This is a genomic window from Pantoea sp. BJ2 (assembly GCF_040255075.1).
GTDB lineage: Bacteria > Pseudomonadota > Gammaproteobacteria > Enterobacterales > Enterobacteriaceae > Pantoea > Pantoea leporis.
On sequence record NZ_CP158292.1, the window covers coordinates 1,672,216 to 1,688,696 of the forward strand.

At 51.9% G+C, this 16,481-nt stretch carries 21 protein-coding genes; 6 read left to right on the plus strand and 15 right to left on the minus strand.

From position 1 onward, the window contains the following. The 5 genes from purB to rluE are packed head-to-tail and all read right to left on the minus strand — an operon-like array spanning position 1 to position 4,412. Positions 1 to 1,371 carry an adenylosuccinate lyase gene (purB, locus tag AAF463_RS07675; RefSeq protein ID WP_350261806.1) on the minus strand — a complete coding sequence of 457 codons (1,371 nt, stop codon included), beginning with the start codon at positions 1,369 to 1,371 and terminating at the stop codon, positions 1 to 3. Between the two features lie 44 nt (positions 1,372 to 1,415). Beyond that, on the minus strand, positions 1,416 to 2,057 hold the full coding sequence (gene hflD, locus AAF463_RS07680; RefSeq protein ID WP_350261807.1) for a high frequency lysogenization protein HflD: 642 nt from the start codon (positions 2,055 to 2,057) through the stop codon (positions 1,416 to 1,418). A 36-nt stretch (positions 2,058 to 2,093) separates the two neighbouring features. Continuing rightward, complete coding sequence (gene mnmA / locus AAF463_RS07685; protein WP_350261808.1) at positions 2,094 to 3,206, minus strand: tRNA 2-thiouridine(34) synthase MnmA; 1,113 nt, start codon at positions 3,204 to 3,206, stop codon at positions 2,094 to 2,096. Between the two features lie 42 nt (positions 3,207 to 3,248). Beyond that, the gene (locus AAF463_RS07690; protein WP_101760804.1) at positions 3,249 to 3,722 is read right to left on the minus strand and encodes an NUDIX hydrolase; all 474 of its coding nucleotides are present in this window, start codon (positions 3,720 to 3,722) and stop codon (positions 3,249 to 3,251) included. A gap of 30 nt (positions 3,723 to 3,752) precedes the next feature. Further along, the gene (rluE, locus tag AAF463_RS07695) at positions 3,753 to 4,412 is read right to left on the minus strand and encodes a 23S rRNA pseudouridine(2457) synthase RluE (protein ID WP_350261809.1); all 660 of its coding nucleotides are present in this window, start codon (positions 4,410 to 4,412) and stop codon (positions 3,753 to 3,755) included. A gap of 110 nt (positions 4,413 to 4,522) precedes the next feature. On the opposite strand from rluE, the gene icd reads away from it, so the two are divergent. Beyond that, positions 4,523 to 5,773, plus strand: a complete 1,251-nt coding sequence (gene icd / locus AAF463_RS07700; RefSeq protein ID WP_350261810.1) for an NADP-dependent isocitrate dehydrogenase — start codon at positions 4,523 to 4,525, stop codon at positions 5,771 to 5,773. A 76-nt stretch (positions 5,774 to 5,849) separates the two neighbouring features. On the opposite strand, the gene AAF463_RS07705 is transcribed toward icd, so the two are convergent. From AAF463_RS07705 to AAF463_RS07720, 4 genes are all read right to left on the minus strand, one after another. Beyond that, the gene (locus tag AAF463_RS07705) at positions 5,850 to 7,262 is read right to left on the minus strand and encodes a glucosyltransferase domain-containing protein (protein ID WP_350261811.1); all 1,413 of its coding nucleotides are present in this window, start codon (positions 7,260 to 7,262) and stop codon (positions 5,850 to 5,852) included. Then, complete coding sequence (locus AAF463_RS07710) at positions 7,243 to 8,169, minus strand: glycosyltransferase family 2 protein (protein WP_350261812.1); 927 nt, start codon at positions 8,167 to 8,169, stop codon at positions 7,243 to 7,245. Before AAF463_RS07710 ends, AAF463_RS07705 begins: the two co-directional genes overlap by 20 nt. Further along, positions 8,166 to 8,525 (minus strand): GtrA family protein, encoded by a 360-nt coding sequence (locus AAF463_RS07715; protein WP_280172708.1) that lies wholly within the window; start codon positions 8,523 to 8,525, stop codon positions 8,166 to 8,168. Before AAF463_RS07715 ends, AAF463_RS07710 begins: the two co-directional genes overlap by 4 nt. Positions 8,526 to 8,700: 175 nt before the next feature. Beyond that, positions 8,701 to 9,957, minus strand: coding sequence for a mechanosensitive ion channel domain-containing protein (locus tag AAF463_RS07720; protein WP_277974754.1), 1,257 nt, complete (start codon positions 9,955 to 9,957; stop codon positions 8,701 to 8,703). Between the two features lie 204 nt (positions 9,958 to 10,161). Between AAF463_RS07720 and AAF463_RS07725 the strand changes: the two genes are divergently transcribed. Further along, positions 10,162 to 10,359, plus strand: coding sequence for a DUF6404 family protein (locus AAF463_RS07725; protein ID WP_007891509.1), 198 nt, complete (start codon positions 10,162 to 10,164; stop codon positions 10,357 to 10,359). Between the two features lie 101 nt (positions 10,360 to 10,460). Next, the gene (locus AAF463_RS07730; protein WP_350261813.1) at positions 10,461 to 10,655 is read left to right on the plus strand and encodes a hypothetical protein; all 195 of its coding nucleotides are present in this window, start codon (positions 10,461 to 10,463) and stop codon (positions 10,653 to 10,655) included. A gap of 31 nt (positions 10,656 to 10,686) precedes the next feature. Here the strand turns inward: AAF463_RS07730 and AAF463_RS07735 are convergent, their stop codons facing one another. From AAF463_RS07735 to AAF463_RS07745, 3 genes are all read right to left on the minus strand, one after another. Then, positions 10,687 to 10,935, minus strand: coding sequence for a DUF883 family protein (locus AAF463_RS07735; protein ID WP_101760797.1), 249 nt, complete (start codon positions 10,933 to 10,935; stop codon positions 10,687 to 10,689). 150 nt (positions 10,936 to 11,085) lie between these two features. Further along, a complete protein-coding gene (locus tag AAF463_RS07740; protein ID WP_101761035.1) occupies positions 11,086 to 11,637 on the minus strand; it encodes a hypothetical protein in 552 nt (183 codons plus the stop codon). A 61-nt stretch (positions 11,638 to 11,698) separates the two neighbouring features. After that, entirely contained in the window at positions 11,699 to 12,028 is a 330-nt protein-coding gene (locus AAF463_RS07745; protein ID WP_101761034.1) for a hypothetical protein, read from the minus strand. 199 nt (positions 12,029 to 12,227) lie between these two features. Between AAF463_RS07745 and AAF463_RS07750 the strand changes: the two genes are divergently transcribed. Together AAF463_RS07750 and AAF463_RS07755 are read left to right on the plus strand one after the other, a co-directional pair. Then, positions 12,228 to 12,407 (plus strand): hypothetical protein, encoded by a 180-nt coding sequence (locus AAF463_RS07750; RefSeq protein WP_008108187.1) that lies wholly within the window; start codon positions 12,228 to 12,230, stop codon positions 12,405 to 12,407. Positions 12,408 to 12,536: 129 nt separating this feature from the next. Further along, positions 12,537 to 12,920, plus strand: a complete 384-nt coding sequence (locus AAF463_RS07755; RefSeq protein WP_101760796.1) for a hypothetical protein — start codon at positions 12,537 to 12,539, stop codon at positions 12,918 to 12,920. Between the two features lies 1 nt (position 12,921). Here AAF463_RS07755 and AAF463_RS07760 read toward each other — a convergent pair whose 3' ends face one another. Next, positions 12,922 to 13,596: an MBL fold metallo-hydrolase gene (locus AAF463_RS07760; RefSeq protein WP_101760794.1), complete on the minus strand. Its 675-nt coding sequence runs from the start codon at positions 13,594 to 13,596 to the stop codon at positions 12,922 to 12,924. Positions 13,597 to 13,619: 23 nt separating this feature from the next. Then, positions 13,620 to 14,543 (minus strand): muramoyltetrapeptide carboxypeptidase, encoded by a 924-nt coding sequence (gene ldcA / locus AAF463_RS07765; protein WP_110865951.1) that lies wholly within the window; start codon positions 14,541 to 14,543, stop codon positions 13,620 to 13,622. Positions 14,544 to 14,706: 163 nt separating this feature from the next. On the opposite strand from ldcA, the gene emtA reads away from it, so the two are divergent. Next, positions 14,707 to 15,336 carry a membrane-bound lytic murein transglycosylase EmtA gene (gene emtA, locus AAF463_RS07770; RefSeq protein ID WP_072093393.1) on the plus strand — a complete coding sequence of 210 codons (630 nt, stop codon included), beginning with the start codon at positions 14,707 to 14,709 and terminating at the stop codon, positions 15,334 to 15,336. Positions 15,337 to 15,388: 52 nt separating this feature from the next. Here the strand turns inward: emtA and AAF463_RS07775 are convergent, their stop codons facing one another. Continuing rightward, the gene (locus tag AAF463_RS07775; RefSeq protein WP_137385584.1) at positions 15,389 to 16,333 is read right to left on the minus strand and encodes a sugar-binding transcriptional regulator; all 945 of its coding nucleotides are present in this window, start codon (positions 16,331 to 16,333) and stop codon (positions 15,389 to 15,391) included. Positions 16,334 to 16,481: the final 148 nt, after the last annotated feature.

Sequence of the window (16,481 nt, forward strand, 5' to 3'; positions counted from 1 at the left end):
TTACTTCAAATCATCAACCATCTGAATCGCACGGCCGAGGTAGTTGGCTGGCGTCATCTGCTTCAGACGCACTTTTTCCTCTTCCGGCAGTTCGAGGTTATCGATAAAGGTTTGCATACCGGCAGCATCAACGCGTTTACCGCGCGTCAGCTCTTTCAGCTTCTCGTACGGTTTTTCGATACCGTAACGACGCATCACGGTTTGGATCGGCTCAGCCAGTACTTCCCAGTTGTGATCCAGCTCGTCCAGCAGACGATCGCGGTTCACTTCCAGTTTAGAGATGCCTTTCAGTGTGGCTTGATAAGCGATTAACGCATAACCGATGCCCACGCCAAGGTTACGCAGCACGGTGGAGTCGGTCAGGTCGCGCTGCCAGCGTGACACCGGCAGTTTGCTGGCCAGATGCTGCATCATGGCGTTAGCCAGACCGAGGTTGCCTTCGGAGTTTTCGAAGTCAATCGGGTTCACTTTGTGCGGCATGGTGGACGAACCGATTTCACCGGCGATGGTTTTCTGTTTGAAGTGATTGAGCGCCACGTAGCCCCAGATATCACGATCAAAGTCGATCAGAATGGTGTTGAAGCGCGCGATGCAATCAAACAGTTCAGCGATGTAATCGTGCGGCTCAATCTGCGTGGTGTACGGGTTCCAGGTGAGACCTAAGGAGGTAACAAACTGCTCGCTCAGCTGGTGCCAATCCACTTCCGGGTAGGCGGAGATGTGGGCGTTATAGTTACCGACCGCACCGTTGATTTTACCCAGCACGTCAATTTTGCTCAGCTGACGCAACTGGCGCTCGAGACGGTACGCCACGTTCGCCATCTCTTTACCCATGGTTGACGGCGTTGCCGGCTGGCCGTGGGTGCGCGACAGCAGCGGAATGTCACGGTATTCGTGTGCCAGACCTTTAACAGCATCGATCAGTTGGTTCCAGAACGGCACGATCACATCACGACGAGCGGTTTCCAGCATCAGCGCATGCGACAGGTTGTTGATATCTTCGGAGGTACAGGCGAAGTGGATGAATTCAGACACCGCATGCAGCGCGGGTACATCGGCCACTTTCTCTTTCAGGAAATACTCCACGGCTTTGACGTCGTGGTTGGTGGTGCGCTCGATGGTTTTGATGCGTGCCGCGTCTTCTTCGCTGAAATTGGCGACAATGGCATCAAGGAAAGCGTTTGCGTCGGCATCAAATGCAGGAACTTCCTTGATCTCGACAGTCGTGGCCAATTTTTGTAACCAGCGAACCTCAACCTCAACGCGGAATTTCAGCAAACCGAACTCGCTGAAAATGGCGCGCAGTGGGCTGACTTTATCGCCGTAACGACCATCGACAGGTGAAACGGCGGTCAGAGAGGATAATTCCATCAGTGCAACTCCTGAATCGTTTAACAATTATGCCGGGGCGGCGCTTAATACGCCGGGCCCAGGCGGGATAAAATGGTTTTGGCTTCACTCAGCAAGCGCTGGCGCGAGAACATCAGCTGCAGACGGCCACCGCCAACCTGCTGCCATAACACCGCAGAGCGAATACCGGCCAGCAGGGCGGCGCGCACTTTACTCTGCACTTGTGAATTCTGTAGCACCTGCGGTGAACCTGTCACCTGAATGCGCGGGCCCAGCGGGCTAATCACATCCACATAAATGCCGGCCATTGCGCTGATGATGGTGTCCGATTCCAGCTCGTAATGCGCCAGCTGGCGGTCAAGCTGGCCGATGCGTTGTGCCAGCGTGTTCATCGCGGCTTTGTTGCCATGCAGCTTACGCTCCAGCACCATCATGCTTAAGGTATAACGGGTCAGTTCAGCGCTGGCACCCTGACGATTGCTGCTGTTGAGCACCGCCATCAAGGTCTCTAATCCAACCTTTAAATTGGCTTCGTCGTTGCCAAACACTGCCAGCGTCGAACCGGGATTGAGATCGATCAGGCTGCGCAGCGACACATTCAGTGCCGCGTTATTGCAATTTCCCTGCTGCGCGAGCTGTTGCACCACATGGGCGGCCTGGCATACGCCCGCCAGCGCCAGCGTAATCTCATAATAGTTCTTAGCCACGCTTAACTCCTGTCATCGCGTCGGGCAGCGCCGACCTTAGGCTTCTGCCAGAGGCAGGCGTTGTTCGATAATGCCGCCGCCGAGGCACACTTCACCGAGATAGAACACGGCGGATTGGCCTGGCGTGACGGCCGCAACCGGCTCGTCAAAACGGACTTCAATACGGTCATCGCCGTGCGGAATAATTTCACACGGAATGTCGGTCTGGCGATAGCGGGTTTTCACCGTGCAGCGCAGCGGCGCGGTCATTGGCTGGCGATCAACCCAGTGCAGCTGATGGGCAATCAACCCCACGGACATCAGGCGCGGATGCTCGCCGCCTTGCGCCACGATCAGGCGATTGCGCGCCACATCTTTGTCGACCACATACCAGGGATCGTCGTTGCTCTCTTTACGGCCGCCGATGCCCAGACCTTTACGCTGGCCGAGCGTGTGGTACATCAAGCCCTGATGTTCACCGACGATTTCGCCGTCAACGGTTTCGATTTCGCCCGGCTGCGCAGGCAGATAACGACCAAGGAAGTCGCGGAACTTGCGCTCACCGATAAAGCAAATGCCGGTGGAATCTTTCTTCTTCGCGGTGATCAGATCCAGCTGCTCAGCGATGCGGCGCACTTCCGGCTTATCCAGTTCGCCAACCGGGAACAGGCTTTGCGCGATCTGCTGGTGGCTGAGCGTGTAGAGGAAATAGCTCTGATCTTTGTTGCCGTCGAGGCCGCGCAGCAGGCGGCTTTGACCATCCACATCCTGACGGCGCACGTAGTGGCCGGTGGCGATGAAGTCTGCGCCGAGATCATCCGCCGCGAATTCGAGGAAGGCTTTGAACTTGATCTCTTTGTTGCACAGGATGTCAGGATTCGGCGTGCGGCCGGCTTTGTACTCTTCCAGGAAGTGCTCGAACACGTTATCCCAGTACTCAGCGGCGAAGTTGATTTTGTGCAGTTTGATGCCGAGTTTGTCACACACGGCTTGTGCGTCAGCCAGATCATCGGCGGCGGTGCAATACTCCTCGCCATCGTCTTCCTCCCAGTTCTTCATGAACAGGCCTTCAACCTGGTAGCCCTGCTGCTGCAGTAACCAGGCGGAAACGGAAGAATCGACGCCGCCGGACATTCCGACGATCACTTTTTTCTGGCTGTTGTCAGACATGACGCACTCTTAAATTACGATAAAAACAGGCGGCGCATTCTATCATGCAGAAGCGGGGCGCGCACCCTCATGAAACGGCCACTGGAACGGCGCGACCAGATGCAGCGGATAACGCTCGCCTTGTTGCCACAGTCGCACGCTCTCTGCCACTAACGGCGAACGCAGGCGATTGGCCGTCAGAATCTGCTCTGGCGGCAGCCACCAGCAGCAGTCGATGTCGCGATCGTGCGGCGAGGTATCGACTTTTTCGGCCAGATCGAGGCCAAACAGGAAACGCACAAAAGGTGTATCGTCCGGCGCAATCCACTGCTGCACGCCGAGGAAATATTCAGGTTTGGCTTCAATGCCGGTCTCTTCAAACAGTTCACGCTGGGCGGCTTCGAGAAGAGTTTCATTGGCCTCAAGATGCCCGGCGGGCTGGTTCCAGGTAATACGACCGTGCACGCGCTCTTCAACCACCAGCAAATGTCCCTGTGCCTGCACAATACAGGCGACCGTTACATGAGGTTTAAACATCCTTCCTCCGAAATTGTTAACTAAAAGTTATTAAATGGCTGCACTGATATCGCGCCATTCACCCGGGGGCAAATCGCCTAACTGATGTTCGCCCATCGCAAAGCGAATCAGGCGCAATGTCGGAAAGCCGATGTGTGCCGTCATGCGGCGCACCTGGCGATTTCGTCCCTCAAATAAGGTGATTTTCAGCCAGCTGGTGGGAATCGCTTTGCGTTCACGAATCGGCGGCTGGCGCGGCCATAGCCACTCTGGCTCGTCCACTAACTCAATGCCTGCCGGCAAAGTGGGGCCATCGTTCAGCGTCACGCCGCTGCGTAACAGGGATAAATCTGATTCCTGCGGCGCACCTTCCACCTGCACAAAATAGACCTTTCCGGTGCGCTTGCCGGGCTGCGTCAGCGCGGCCTGCAGCGCGCCATCGTTGGTCAAAATCATCAATCCTTCGCTGTCGCGATCGAGTCTGCCAGCGGCGTAGACGTCGCTCACCGGCACAAAATCCTTCAGCGTGCGGCGTCCGGCTTCGTCACTGAATTGCGGCAAAACATCGAATGGTTTGTTAAAGAGTATGACGCGTCTTGGGCCTTTCGGACGGGTATCGCGGCGCACGGGCTTACGTGCCGGGGCGCTTGCGCGCTTATCCTGGTGAATTCGTTGAGAAGTTTTTCGCATGGGCTTTGCAGTCGGAATCATTCGGCGCATTATAGCGCGAAACTACGGTGATTGGCGTAGCGGAAATTATCAAGTAGTATTGACCCGCATCTTACAAATCATTAACAAAAAATCGCTCGAAGGAGAGGTTGATGGAAAGCAAAGTAGTTGTTCCGGCGGAAGGTCAAAAAATCACCCTGGATCAGGGAAAACTGAATGTTCCGAATAACCCGATTATTCCTTACATTGAAGGTGACGGTATCGGCGTTGATGTTTCCCCGGTAATGTTGAAAGTGGTTGATGCCGCTGTGAAGAAAGCCTACAACGGCGAGCGAAAAATTTCCTGGATGGAAATTTATACCGGCGAAAAATCAGTAGAACTCTACGGCCAGGACGTCTGGCTGCCGCAGGAAACCCTCGATTTAATCAAAGAATATCGCGTTGCCATCAAAGGCCCGCTGACTACCCCAGTTGGTGGCGGTATTCGTTCTCTGAACGTTGCGCTGCGTCAGGAGCTGGATCTGTACGTTTGTCTGCGTCCGGTTCGCTACTACAAAGGCACGCCAAGCCCGGTTAAGCGTCCAGAAGAGACCGACATGGTGATCTTCCGTGAAAACTCAGAAGATATCTATGCCGGTATCGAGTGGAAAGCGGGCACGCCAGAAGCGGATAAAGTGATCAAGTTCCTGCGCGAAGAGTTGGGCGTGAAGAAAATTCGCTTCCCTGAGCAGTGTGGTATCGGCGTTAAGCCATGCTCGGAAGAGGGCACTAAACGTCTGGTGCGCGCAGCGGTTGAATACACCATCACCAACGACCGTGATTCTCTGACCCTGGTTCACAAAGGCAACATCATGAAGTTCACCGAAGGTTCTTTCAAAGACTGGGGTTACCAGTTAGTGAAAGAAGAGTTCGGCGGCGAGCTGATCGATGGCGGCCCGTGGATGAAGTTCAAGAACCCGAACACCGGTAAAGAGATCATCGTTAAAGACGTGATCGCCGACGCCTTCCTGCAGCAGATCCTGCTGCGTCCGGCGGAATACGACGTGATCGCCTGTATGAACCTGAACGGTGACTACATCTCTGATGCCCTGGCGGCACAGGTTGGCGGTATCGGTATTGCACCAGGCGCCAACATCGGTGACGAATGTGCCCTGTTCGAAGCGACGCACGGTACAGCACCGAAGTATGCAGGTCAGGATAAAGTGAACCCAGGTTCAGTGATCCTGTCAGCTGAAATGATGCTGCGTCATCTGGAGTGGTTCGAAGCGGCTGACTTAATCGTTAAAGGTGTTGAAGGCGCAATCGCTAACAAAACCGTGACCTACGATTTCGAACGTCTGATGGAAGGCGCTAAACTGCTGAAATGTTCAGAGTTTGGTGACGCGATCATCAGCAACATGTAATTTGCCACTCAGGCAGAAAGCATAACGGGAGCCAATGGCTCCCTTTTTTTGTCTAAAGTTCGCGGATAATCTCGGTTTATTGCCTTGCCAGCACCGACTGAGCATCGATAATCATGCATTTTCCTGTGCAGCTCTCATTGCCGGTGATCACTGGCGATTTGGTTAGAGTGTAATTCATACCCGCTTCTTTTTTTACGGTGAATGCCATACCGGCAAACGTCCACGACATGCCTAAAGATAAAGAACCAAACTCATCATATTTCGATGATTTTGCAATTTTTGGCAAATTCTCACTATTTAAGCGGTAGTAAAGGGCGCCATCGAAATCTTTTGCGACCATTTTAGTTATTTCGGCTTTTAAAAGTGCATACTCTTTTTGCTGAGGTGAAGAAAAACCCTCTTTAATATTACTGGCTGCAAGCCATCCGGCAGCGACAGGCAGCAATATATATATGAATCGTGAGTATTTTGTCTTATCGATAACCAAGAATAGCCCGATAAGGAAGCAAGAAGTGGTAATCAGCGAGAGCGCACTGATAGTACGGTAAGCCGCCCAACTCTCCGTCACCAGCAAGTTTGGTGTCACTGCTGCAACAGCGAACAGGAAAGATAAAAACACTTTCTCTTTGCCATTCTCATTAATGTTTTTCAATCCAATAAAGATGAATAACAGAGATATGATAACCGAGAGTGCTTTTCTGCCAGTGTCAAAGTTACAGATGGCATTTTTTAATGGCTCTACAAAGAACCATTTTATCTTTCCCATGAGATCGATGGTGATATTACTTCTTGAAAGTGTCTCGCCGAATAACAGGAGCGGGATGGCTTTGGCTAATATTAATGCCATCAACATGCCAAAGAAAATCATTAAGAATGTACGAATGAGTTCCTTTTTATCGACTTTACGTGAAGTCAGGCAAGTGTCCATAAACGCAAAAAAAAGAAAACACATGGCAGTGGGCTGGTAAATAGCGAAAGAGAGCGTAATCAGCAAGGCTGACAAGATGACTCCCTTGATACCGCGCAATCGGGTTAACGCTGAGTAACTCCATCCTGCAAGCAGAATAGACGTCACAAAAGGAAAACATACTGACCAGGCGTTGAATACCTGAAAAGAGGGCAGTAAACAGATCACTAAAGAGAATATAACTCTCTGCAGTGGATTTTTAAGGATATCTCTCTCAGAGATAAATTTGTAAAAGTAACAGCTTAGTAAAATAAGAGAGACAACGGATAGCACTCTTATCAGTATCAAAGAGTCCACGCTGGATATCAGGAAAGAGAAACCATAGCGCAAAGCGCCATAGGCCGGCCTTCCAGAAAGGACGTCCCACTTGAAAATGCTGGCAGGATCAGTTTGGGCGCTGAACAGATAGTACCAATCATCCGAAAAGGCATAGCTTGAAAGAAAGACAGGGCTATAGCAAACCAATAATGCCGCAGCTAAAAAAAGATAAACTTTAAAGTTATTACAAGCTATGTTTGTCATCTGCTTCCTTTTTAATATATCGAGGTCTATGCTTGGTTTCAATATATATCCTGCCAATATATTCACCTAGCACACCTATTCCAATTAATTGAATTCCACCCAAAAACAGTATTGATACCAGTAGTGATGGATAACCTGCAACCGGGTTACCCCATATTATTTTATCAATGATCATCCACGCGCCATAAACGAACGACAGGAATGCGACAAAAAAACCAATATAGGTCCACACTCTGAGCGGAAAGGTTGAGAAACTGGTCAGCCCTTCAAGCGCTAAATTCCAAAGTCGCCATCCGTTAAACTTTGCCTCTCCCGCAACGCGCGCTGAACGGCTATATTCCACGATGGCAGCATCACCCTCCACCCAACTCAGGATGCCTTTCATAAATAGATTGCGTTCCTGCAATTGCTTAATGTTTTCGACAGTCGCGCGAGAAAGTAAACGAAAGTCTCCAACATTTTCTTCTAGCTTTGGTGAACTGATCTTATTATGCAGTTTATAAAACCATGCAGCAGTTTTACGCTTGAAATGACTATCGCTACTGCGGTCATTGCGTTTTGCCAGCACAATGGGCCATCCCTCTTGCCATTTGCTTATTAGCAAGGGAATCACTTCGATGGGATCCTGTAAATCAACGTCAACCGGAATGACTGCATCACCGGTAGCATGTTCAAGTCCGGCAAGCAGCGCGGTTTCTTTACCAAAGTTACGAATAAAATTAATGACTAATACAGATTCGTCATCATCCCGCAGCGACTTAATAATCTGCTCTGTTCTATCGGTACTGCCATCATTAATGAAGACAATTTCGAGAGGGTAAGAAGAGAGTTTTTCTTTGACGTTACGATAGAATATCGGGATTGCATCTTCTTCATTGAAGACGGGAACGACCAGAGAAATTTTCACTTTTTCACCTTAAAAACAATAAAGTTTGAATAGATGAAGCCGAATACCAGGCTTATTATAGAAAATGAAATAAGCGTGATAATCGGATTAATATGCGTATGATCGGCGAAACTGCCGATGCCGGCGGCCATTATGCCCATAAAGGCCACGAAGATGACATAGCGAAAAGTTGTCGCTTCGGCTTTAAACGTCCAGCGTGCATTGGCAAAAAATGAAAATGTTACCGCGACAATGAAAGCCAACAGATTAGCCAGCCATTGGCGGGTATTAAGAGAATACAGGGCTGCAAACACCATCCAATGAATTAGGGTGTTAATGATGCCAACTGATAAAAAACGTGAGAATAATTTCAACATAGTGAAATATTAGCCATGACGACATCATTATTTGCAAAATAGATGCGAATTTTACATGGAGGGGTACGATAAATAAAGTTGAAAAATCAGCGTCCTCACCGGTATGTCATAAGCGCAGGCTATTCACTCATCGTCAGAAAAAACGGAAGCTAATCGCTTCCGTTTTTTTAATGCATTAATCGACTTGCTGCTCATTGGGTTTGGCGATTTGAGCGCGCTCCTGCGACAGTCGCCAGAAATCGCTGCCACCCGGTTGCTGGTACATCCGCAGTGAAAAGTGACCGACGATCGCATAGATATACTCAAAAATGGCCGACTGCGAATCCTCGTAATCCACCCACAGCACTGACGAGGTGAAGCAATAAACCTCCACCGGCAAACCCTCGGGCGAAGGCTTCATGGCGCGTACCACGATATACATATCCTTTTTGATATCGTCGCGCTGCGACAGCCACGCCGTCAGGTATTTACGAAACACCGTTAGATTGGTAATGCCGTTTTCTGCAAACCAGCGTTCGCCCACCGCATTGCTATCGCGGCCATCCATCAGTGCTGAAAGTTGCTCACTGACGCCGCGGATTTGGCTCATCTGCTGCACCATCTCGTGATCGAGAAAGCGTATCGACATCTGATCAAGATGGAAACTGCGCATAATGCGGCGCGCGCCGGAGGAGAACATCGCCTGCCAGTTGGTGTAGGTTTCGGTGAGGAAGTTTTTGGTGGGGATACGCGACAGCGTATTGTCCCAGTTGCGAATGGTGATGGTATGCAGCGCGATATCGATCACTTCGCCGCTGATGCCGTTATCCGGCATCTCAATCCAGTCGCCGAGTTGCAGCACATCGTTCGATGACACCTGAATATTGGCCACCAGCGACATCAGCGTATGCTGGAACACCAACATCAATACCGCCGCTACGGCACCCAAACTGGAGATAATAATCACCGGCGATTTATTCGACATAATCGCCAGAATCATAATCGCCGAAATAATGTGCACCAGAATCTTGCCGACCTGAATATAACCCTTGATCGAGTGATTTTTGCGCTTGGCTTTTTTCGAATAGGAGTTATTAACGATCTCCAGCACTTCGGTAAAGAACAGCGATAAATAGACGAAGAACAGAATGCCGCAGATGGTCTTAATTGCGATCAACAGATGCTCGGGTAAATCTGGCATAAACTGCAGCAGATAATAGACCGTGATCACCGGGATAAAGTTAGAGAGCTTCTCCGACAGCCTGACGTCCTTATCCAGCGGCACCTGATTTTTGTGCGTGCTGAAGAACACCTTTCTGACCACCTTAACGATAAAGAATTTACAGATCAGATGGGCGATCATGCCGGCAAACATCAATAATACCAGGCTGAAAGCGGCCGACAGCACCGTGTTACCCTCAATAAAACTTTGTATCTTGCTTAAATAATTCATTTCAACCACATGCCGGACAGTGTTGGCGGGAATTCAAACATAATCGCGCCGATGGCGATATGCGACGCGTGCGCATTAGTCTACACCATCGTGGGTTTACATTCCCTTTCGCAGAACTTTGAAACAGTTAACATTTACGTGCTGATGGCAGTGTGCATTAAAGACTAAACCGTTATCTTCAGCGCTTACGATTCAGGAGGTGGTATGCAAGGTGTAATCAAGTTCGTTAAAGGCTGGCTGCTGTTTTCGCTGTTGTGGGGCATCTTTATGTGGTTTGTTTCGTGGCAGGCGCAGGGCAAAGAGATCGGCATGGTGATCGTGATGAGCTTGTATGCGGGATTAATTTACCAGGCGCTGATGACCATGGTTGCGCGATACAAAGCACGGCGCGCGCAGGTGTAGTTGTACACAACTGACTACATAGCTTTGCGGCACATTGACACTCATTTTCATTTACTCGGGCAATCTGAGCCGACATATCTCAGCTTGCTGGAAAAAGAACGATGGTAAAGAAAGTTGTCGCTGCGTGGTTTTTTCTGCTGCTGTCTGTGGTCGCTTGCGCACAGCCTTCAAGCTTAATAACGTTAAGCCTGCAGCACGATCGTCATTTGAAGATGGAAAACAGCACCGCAGATGTGGCTGAAACGCCGGATGAACATATCAAAGAAGGAATATATGAAGTGGGTCAGCCCCATTAAAATCGGGGCCTTGAGGCCCCGTTTTAACGGATTACTTACGTCCGAGCAGAAAACCGACAATCACACCAATGCTGGCTGCAACTGCCAGGCCGGTCGCGGGGTTATCGCGTACCGATTTCACCACACAATCCGCTGCATCCTGAACCGCATAGCTGGCCTGAGCCGGATAACGACGCGCCGCGCCTTTGGCTTCATGACGGCGTGAACCGGTGAATTGACCAAATTTTTCCTGGACGGCACCCGCCGCTTCATTCAATTTTGCTTCCGCTTTGTCGCTCATAAAGACTCCCTGATCGTGGTGAATGTCCTGTAAAGCGTAGTCAGAGAAACTGCAGGCAGCAAATGACGCAGCGGTAAAGGTTGTAACAGCAGTTTGCAGTGCGCAAAAATTCTGCGCATGCCAGCGGAGTGGGAAAGCGAAAACCTGAAGTTAGCGCTGACCGCGATAAGCCGGATACCAGCTCACCAGAAAGTGACGCAGGTGGTCAAAACACCATTCGGCATCGTCGGCCTGCTGGCAGTAATAGCGCAAGGTCACTTTTTCGTAGCGCATGTGGCGCTGCTGCAGCGGAGACCAGCTCCAATCAAGCACCGCACGCGCGTAGTTGATTAGCGTGCCACTCTGCATGTTGTGCTGCTTCTCCTGACGGCTGAGGTAGATTTCAAACGCCTGATCGAGGCTTTGCGTCTCTTCCGTATTGAAGCCTGCCACCGTCGGACGAAATGCCACATCGATAAATCCGCAAACGCCATCGTCCCGTTGCTGCCAGTCGCAGGCCAGCGTCATAAATAAGCCATCCTGCAGATTCACTTCTTCCAGCAGGCGCCGCATATTTTCGGAGTGTTTACCGGCGGTGATCTCATCAATACGATCGGTTTCCAGCGTGAGGTCAAATCCACAGGGGTTCACCGAGCCATCCGCATTGGTGCTGGCTGGAAAGGGGAAATCGATATAGCCGTTGTTATCCAGACTCTTTTCCATCATGCAGGTCCGCCGCGTGCGATGGGCAGACAATAAACCATCTCACGCTGCGACGCACGGCTTATGGGCACGTCCAGGTAATCATGGTGTTCTGATAAGGATTGATCAGGCGGAACTGTTTATCAGACAGGCGTTGCGCGTAAAAGCCCTCCGCGGTGATGGCCGATGGCACGTACTGAAAGCGATCGGTGGAGTGCAGCGTACCGCTTTGCACCTTCACGCCATCGCGCGATACGGCGAAGGCGCTCACCAAATCAAAGATGCGCGCCTGCGTGTTGCCCATCGATTGTCCATAAATCGTCGACACTTCGCCCGGACAGTCGACACCTTTCGGTGCGGAACTGCAGCCAGCTAACATTAAAAGGGTGAGTACAACCGTGATTCGCCACATGAGCACCTGCTTCATTCCCTGGTTTGCCATGGCACGCCTATGCGTACTGATAAGTGGATCATAGCAGGTCTGACGCTGCTTCCCATTTGTCATTTGTATAATCGTTAAGCGGAAGGAATGTAAAGGGGTGACTTTACTAGCAGAGAAACGGTATTCTTGCCAGCGTTGCGCACCAGGTAAGCAAAACAAGGGTAAATTAATGAAAGAAGAAGAAGCGAGTTTAATGATTCTTCAGCACGCGATCGACAAATTAGAAGCCGACAAAAAGAAGCAGGTAATGAACTGCGTAGCGGCCATTCAGGAAGTGATGCAGCGTTTTGAAGCCGAAGAGGCCGGACTGGCATTGATGTTGGTCGCGGCGCAAGTGGCTGCTGAGTAGTGCCTGCTCCCGCAGAATCTCATTGCGCTTGATGTACCAGGCTTTGCTGTTGTTGGATGAAGTTTATGGAATGCAGCAGCAAGGCCAATCCCTCCACGAAATCATCATTTAACCTCAGCGGAGAACCCAATGAAGGCATTAGTCATGGCCGTTGGCGTGCTGGCTTGTCAGATAGCGCCCGCCTGGAGCGAAACCGAATACCAAATCACCTGTCCCGGCCGTCCGACTATGACGGTATCGCGTGCCGAGTATGGTTTGAGTACGTTAATGTGGCCAACGCGCCACTTCCAGATTGCTGCCGGGCAGCAGCGCACCAGCCTGAAAGGGGGTGACAAAGTTGCCATCACCCGTTTTCGTAATGGCGATCAGTTAATCGTGAACAAAAAGAACGATGAAACTTTCTTCGTCTACGCCAACAGCAACAAGTTGTTGCCCTGCAGCCGCACCGATAAGCGCGATGCGCAGATTCTGTCGCTGGAACGCTACGACGACAGCGCGCGTCCAAACTCGTGAGTTAATAGCCCGGTTTGATCAGTTGCCGCTGGCGCAAATCCAGCGGCGACTGTTCCGCCTCATCAATGGCTGCCAGCCAGCTCTGCAAATTCACCTTAGCCCACGAAAGATGTCCGCGCGTGGTGCTCATCAGCACGACATCCGGGCGTAACGAGCGATACAACTCCAGCGACTGCTGCAGTTCGGTGGGATTGCTTTCAGGCATCAGCACGCTGATCCAGCGGTTGTAATCGCGGGTCAGCGTATCGCCGACAAACAGATAAGTGTGGCCGAGCGGCGAGTGGTAGAGATAGCTGCTGCTGCCGGGCGTGTGTCCGGGCGTCGGCAGCAGGTGAAAATCGCCGAAGTGCGTCTCTTGCTGTGTAAAGGTTTCGTCGGGCTCAATCACCAAACTGACCGGCCCGAGCGAACGACTGTGGCAATAGAGCGCGCTATTAAAGCGCTGCTGAATGGCGATCGCTCCCGGCGCGGCTTCGTGCCAGTGAGTCAAATAGTGGCGAATGACGCCGCCGGCATCGTTGAGGAACTCATGGTCGAGCGGATGCTCCACGCGGCCAATCAATAAATTGCCGCGTGGGTGGCACAGCATAAAGCCATGCATCATTAAGTCACTCGCCGTCTCTTCGGCGGGGAATTCTGGCGTGGAGATCCACAAATCGTCGTACAGTGGCTTCATTGTCGGTCTCCTGCGGCAACACGTTAGCGCAATGTCGGGTGGCCGGTGAAGGCGAACTGTGCTTCTCCATTCTCAATCTGCAACGTGGCGCTAGCGCCCAGCGGCAGCGTCACGGTATCGGCATCGTGTCCAAAAGCCAGATCGCTAATCACTGGAATCTGAAACTCGTCACGAATGCGCTGCCACACGGTGGCAAAATCAAAACCGTTGTCATACGCCGACAGCGATGTGCTGGTAAAGCTGCCGGTAATAATCGCTTGCTGGCGCGACAAAATGCCACTCTGCTGCAGCTGAATCAGCATGCGCTCGATACGGAACGGATGTTCGTTCACATCTTCGATCACCAGAATGCCGCCTTCAATTTGCGGCATCCACGGCGTACCAATCAGCGAGCAAATCATCGCTAAATTGCCGCCCCATAAAGTGCCTTGCCAGCGGCCGTGATCCGGGCTGGTGCTGTGCCAGCTTAGATTGACTGTAGGTGATGTCAGCGTTTGCCAAAAGTGCGATTCGGTAAAATCAGATAATGCCTCGGCGCCGAAGTTACCGGCCAACATCGGCCCGCTAAAGGTGATCAGCCCGATTTGTGCCAGTAACGCCAGTTGCAGCGCGGTGAAATCGCTGTGGCCGCACAGCGCCACCGGTTGATTGAGCAATCGACGTTGCAGACCAACGTAATCGATCTTATCCAGCAAACGTGAAGCGCCGTAGCCGCCACGCACCGCCAGCACGATATCGGGCAGCGCCTCCAGCGTGGCCAGCGCATTGATATCATTCAGCCGCTGCGCATCATCGCCGGCAAAGCGTTGAAAGCGGCGGGTGATCGCCGATAGATTGTCAAGATGATGGCCAGCAGCCTGTAAACGACTCACCGCGCGCTGGGCGGCGTCCTGATTGTGGCAATAACCGGAAGGGGCAATGAGACGTAGCGTGCGGGGAGTAACCATAACTTCCATCCTGCTGTAGAGTGGCCTGCTGATGATGACGAAATGCGTTATCGAAGTCACGGTAGCATAAGGTTTTTTACCGATTTAGGATAAACGGTAATTTTGCATCGCGCTGCGCCAGGTATGATAGCTTGCGCCAACCCTATTGCGGAACCAAAAATCAGTGAAAATTCGCCTACTTATGCTTTCTGCACTGCTGCTTGCTGGCTGTTCCAGCGAGCCGGAAAAACCGGCACTGCCCGAGAAGAATACGCCGTTAACTCAGGCACCGCCGTCGAAAGTGAATGATGCATGGTCAATGTTTACCGAAGATGCCGCCAGTCATTATGGCGTTGATGAGAAGTTAATCAGCGCCATTATTAGTGTCGAATCCGGAGGCAATCCCACCGTGGTGAGCCGTTCCAATGCGGTTGGTCTGATGCAAATTAAGGCCTCGACCGCGGGCCGCGAAGTCTATCGCACCCAGGGCCGTCATGGTCAGCCATCCTCGTCCGAGCTGCGCGATCCGGCCAAGAACATCGATATTGGCGCGGCCTACCTGAAAATTCTGCAGGATTCCGCCTTAGCCGGAATTCGCGATCCGCTGACCCTGCGTTACGCCACCATTGTCTCCTACGCCAACGGTGCTGGTGCCTTGCTGCGTACTTTCTCACGTGACCGCGACCGTGCTATTGCGATGATCAATTCCATGACGCCGGACGAGTTTTACCAGCACGTACAGAATAAGCATCCGGCGGCGCAGGCCCCGCGTTATTTATGGAAAGTCACCACCGCCTACCGCACCATCGGTTGATGCTGTACACCTATCTGTTGCGGCGCGATTTATGACGCAATGAATTGCGCCGCTACACCAACAATCGCGCCGTCGGATAATCCACAATCAACACCTGCACATAACCGCCGCGCAACGCCCCGCGAATCGCCTGCGCTTTCTCTTTGCCGCCCGCTAACGCCACCACCTGCGGACAGCGTTTTACCTGCGCCAACTCCATACCAATTACCGGATCTTCCTCTGCGCTCAGCACCGGTTGACCGTCGGCGTCGAAATAGTGCAGGCAGATATCGCCCACCGCGCCGCGTTCGGCCAGCGTTTGCAGCATCTCACCGTCGTAATAGTTGCCGGAATTACGCAGCAGGGCGGACGGCTCGAGATCGCCGATGCCGACAATCGCCAGGTCCACCTGATCAAACTTTTCCAGTACCACCGCGACATCGGGATTAACCGATAAACGCTGGCGATCCTTTACCGAGTGTTCGATTGATTGCGACGGCAGCAGCCACGCCGGACAACCCAGCAGCGCCGCGAGATTCTGCGTCAGAATCGTGGCCTGCACATTGCCGTTAGCGCCCACGCCGCCCAGCAGCTGAATGACGCCTTGGCACGGCGCGCTGAGCGGATGCAGCGCATCGACCATGGCGCGAATGGTGCCGCTCCAGGAGGAAATGCCAATTAGCTCATCGGCACGCACCCGCGTTTCCAGATAGTGCGCGGCGGCGGAACCGATCGCCTGTTTGATCTGCAATGCAGAAGCCTGATCCGGCACATCCACCACAATCACCTGCGGCAGTTGATACAGCTGCTCAATGGCTTTTTCCAGCTCAGGGAACACATTGGCCGGCGGCACCACGCTGATCTTCACCACACCTTCTTTCACGCTGCGATTAAGGATGCGCGACACAAAAGATTGCGACAGCTTCAAGAGCTGCGCAATGTCGGACTGCTTCCTGCCTTCCACATAATAAAGCGTGGCGATTTTCACCATCAGCCGCTGTTCATCCTGTTTTGCCATGGTTTTTTCTCTCTCTTAACCTGCCTGGTATTGTTAATCAGCCTGTCATAAATAACAACGCAGAACATTTTGTGATCGTTTTCGCTTTTTGAGGATCGGGCAATGGACGTGCTCAGAAAGCCAGCGCATAGTCATTATGCATATAAAA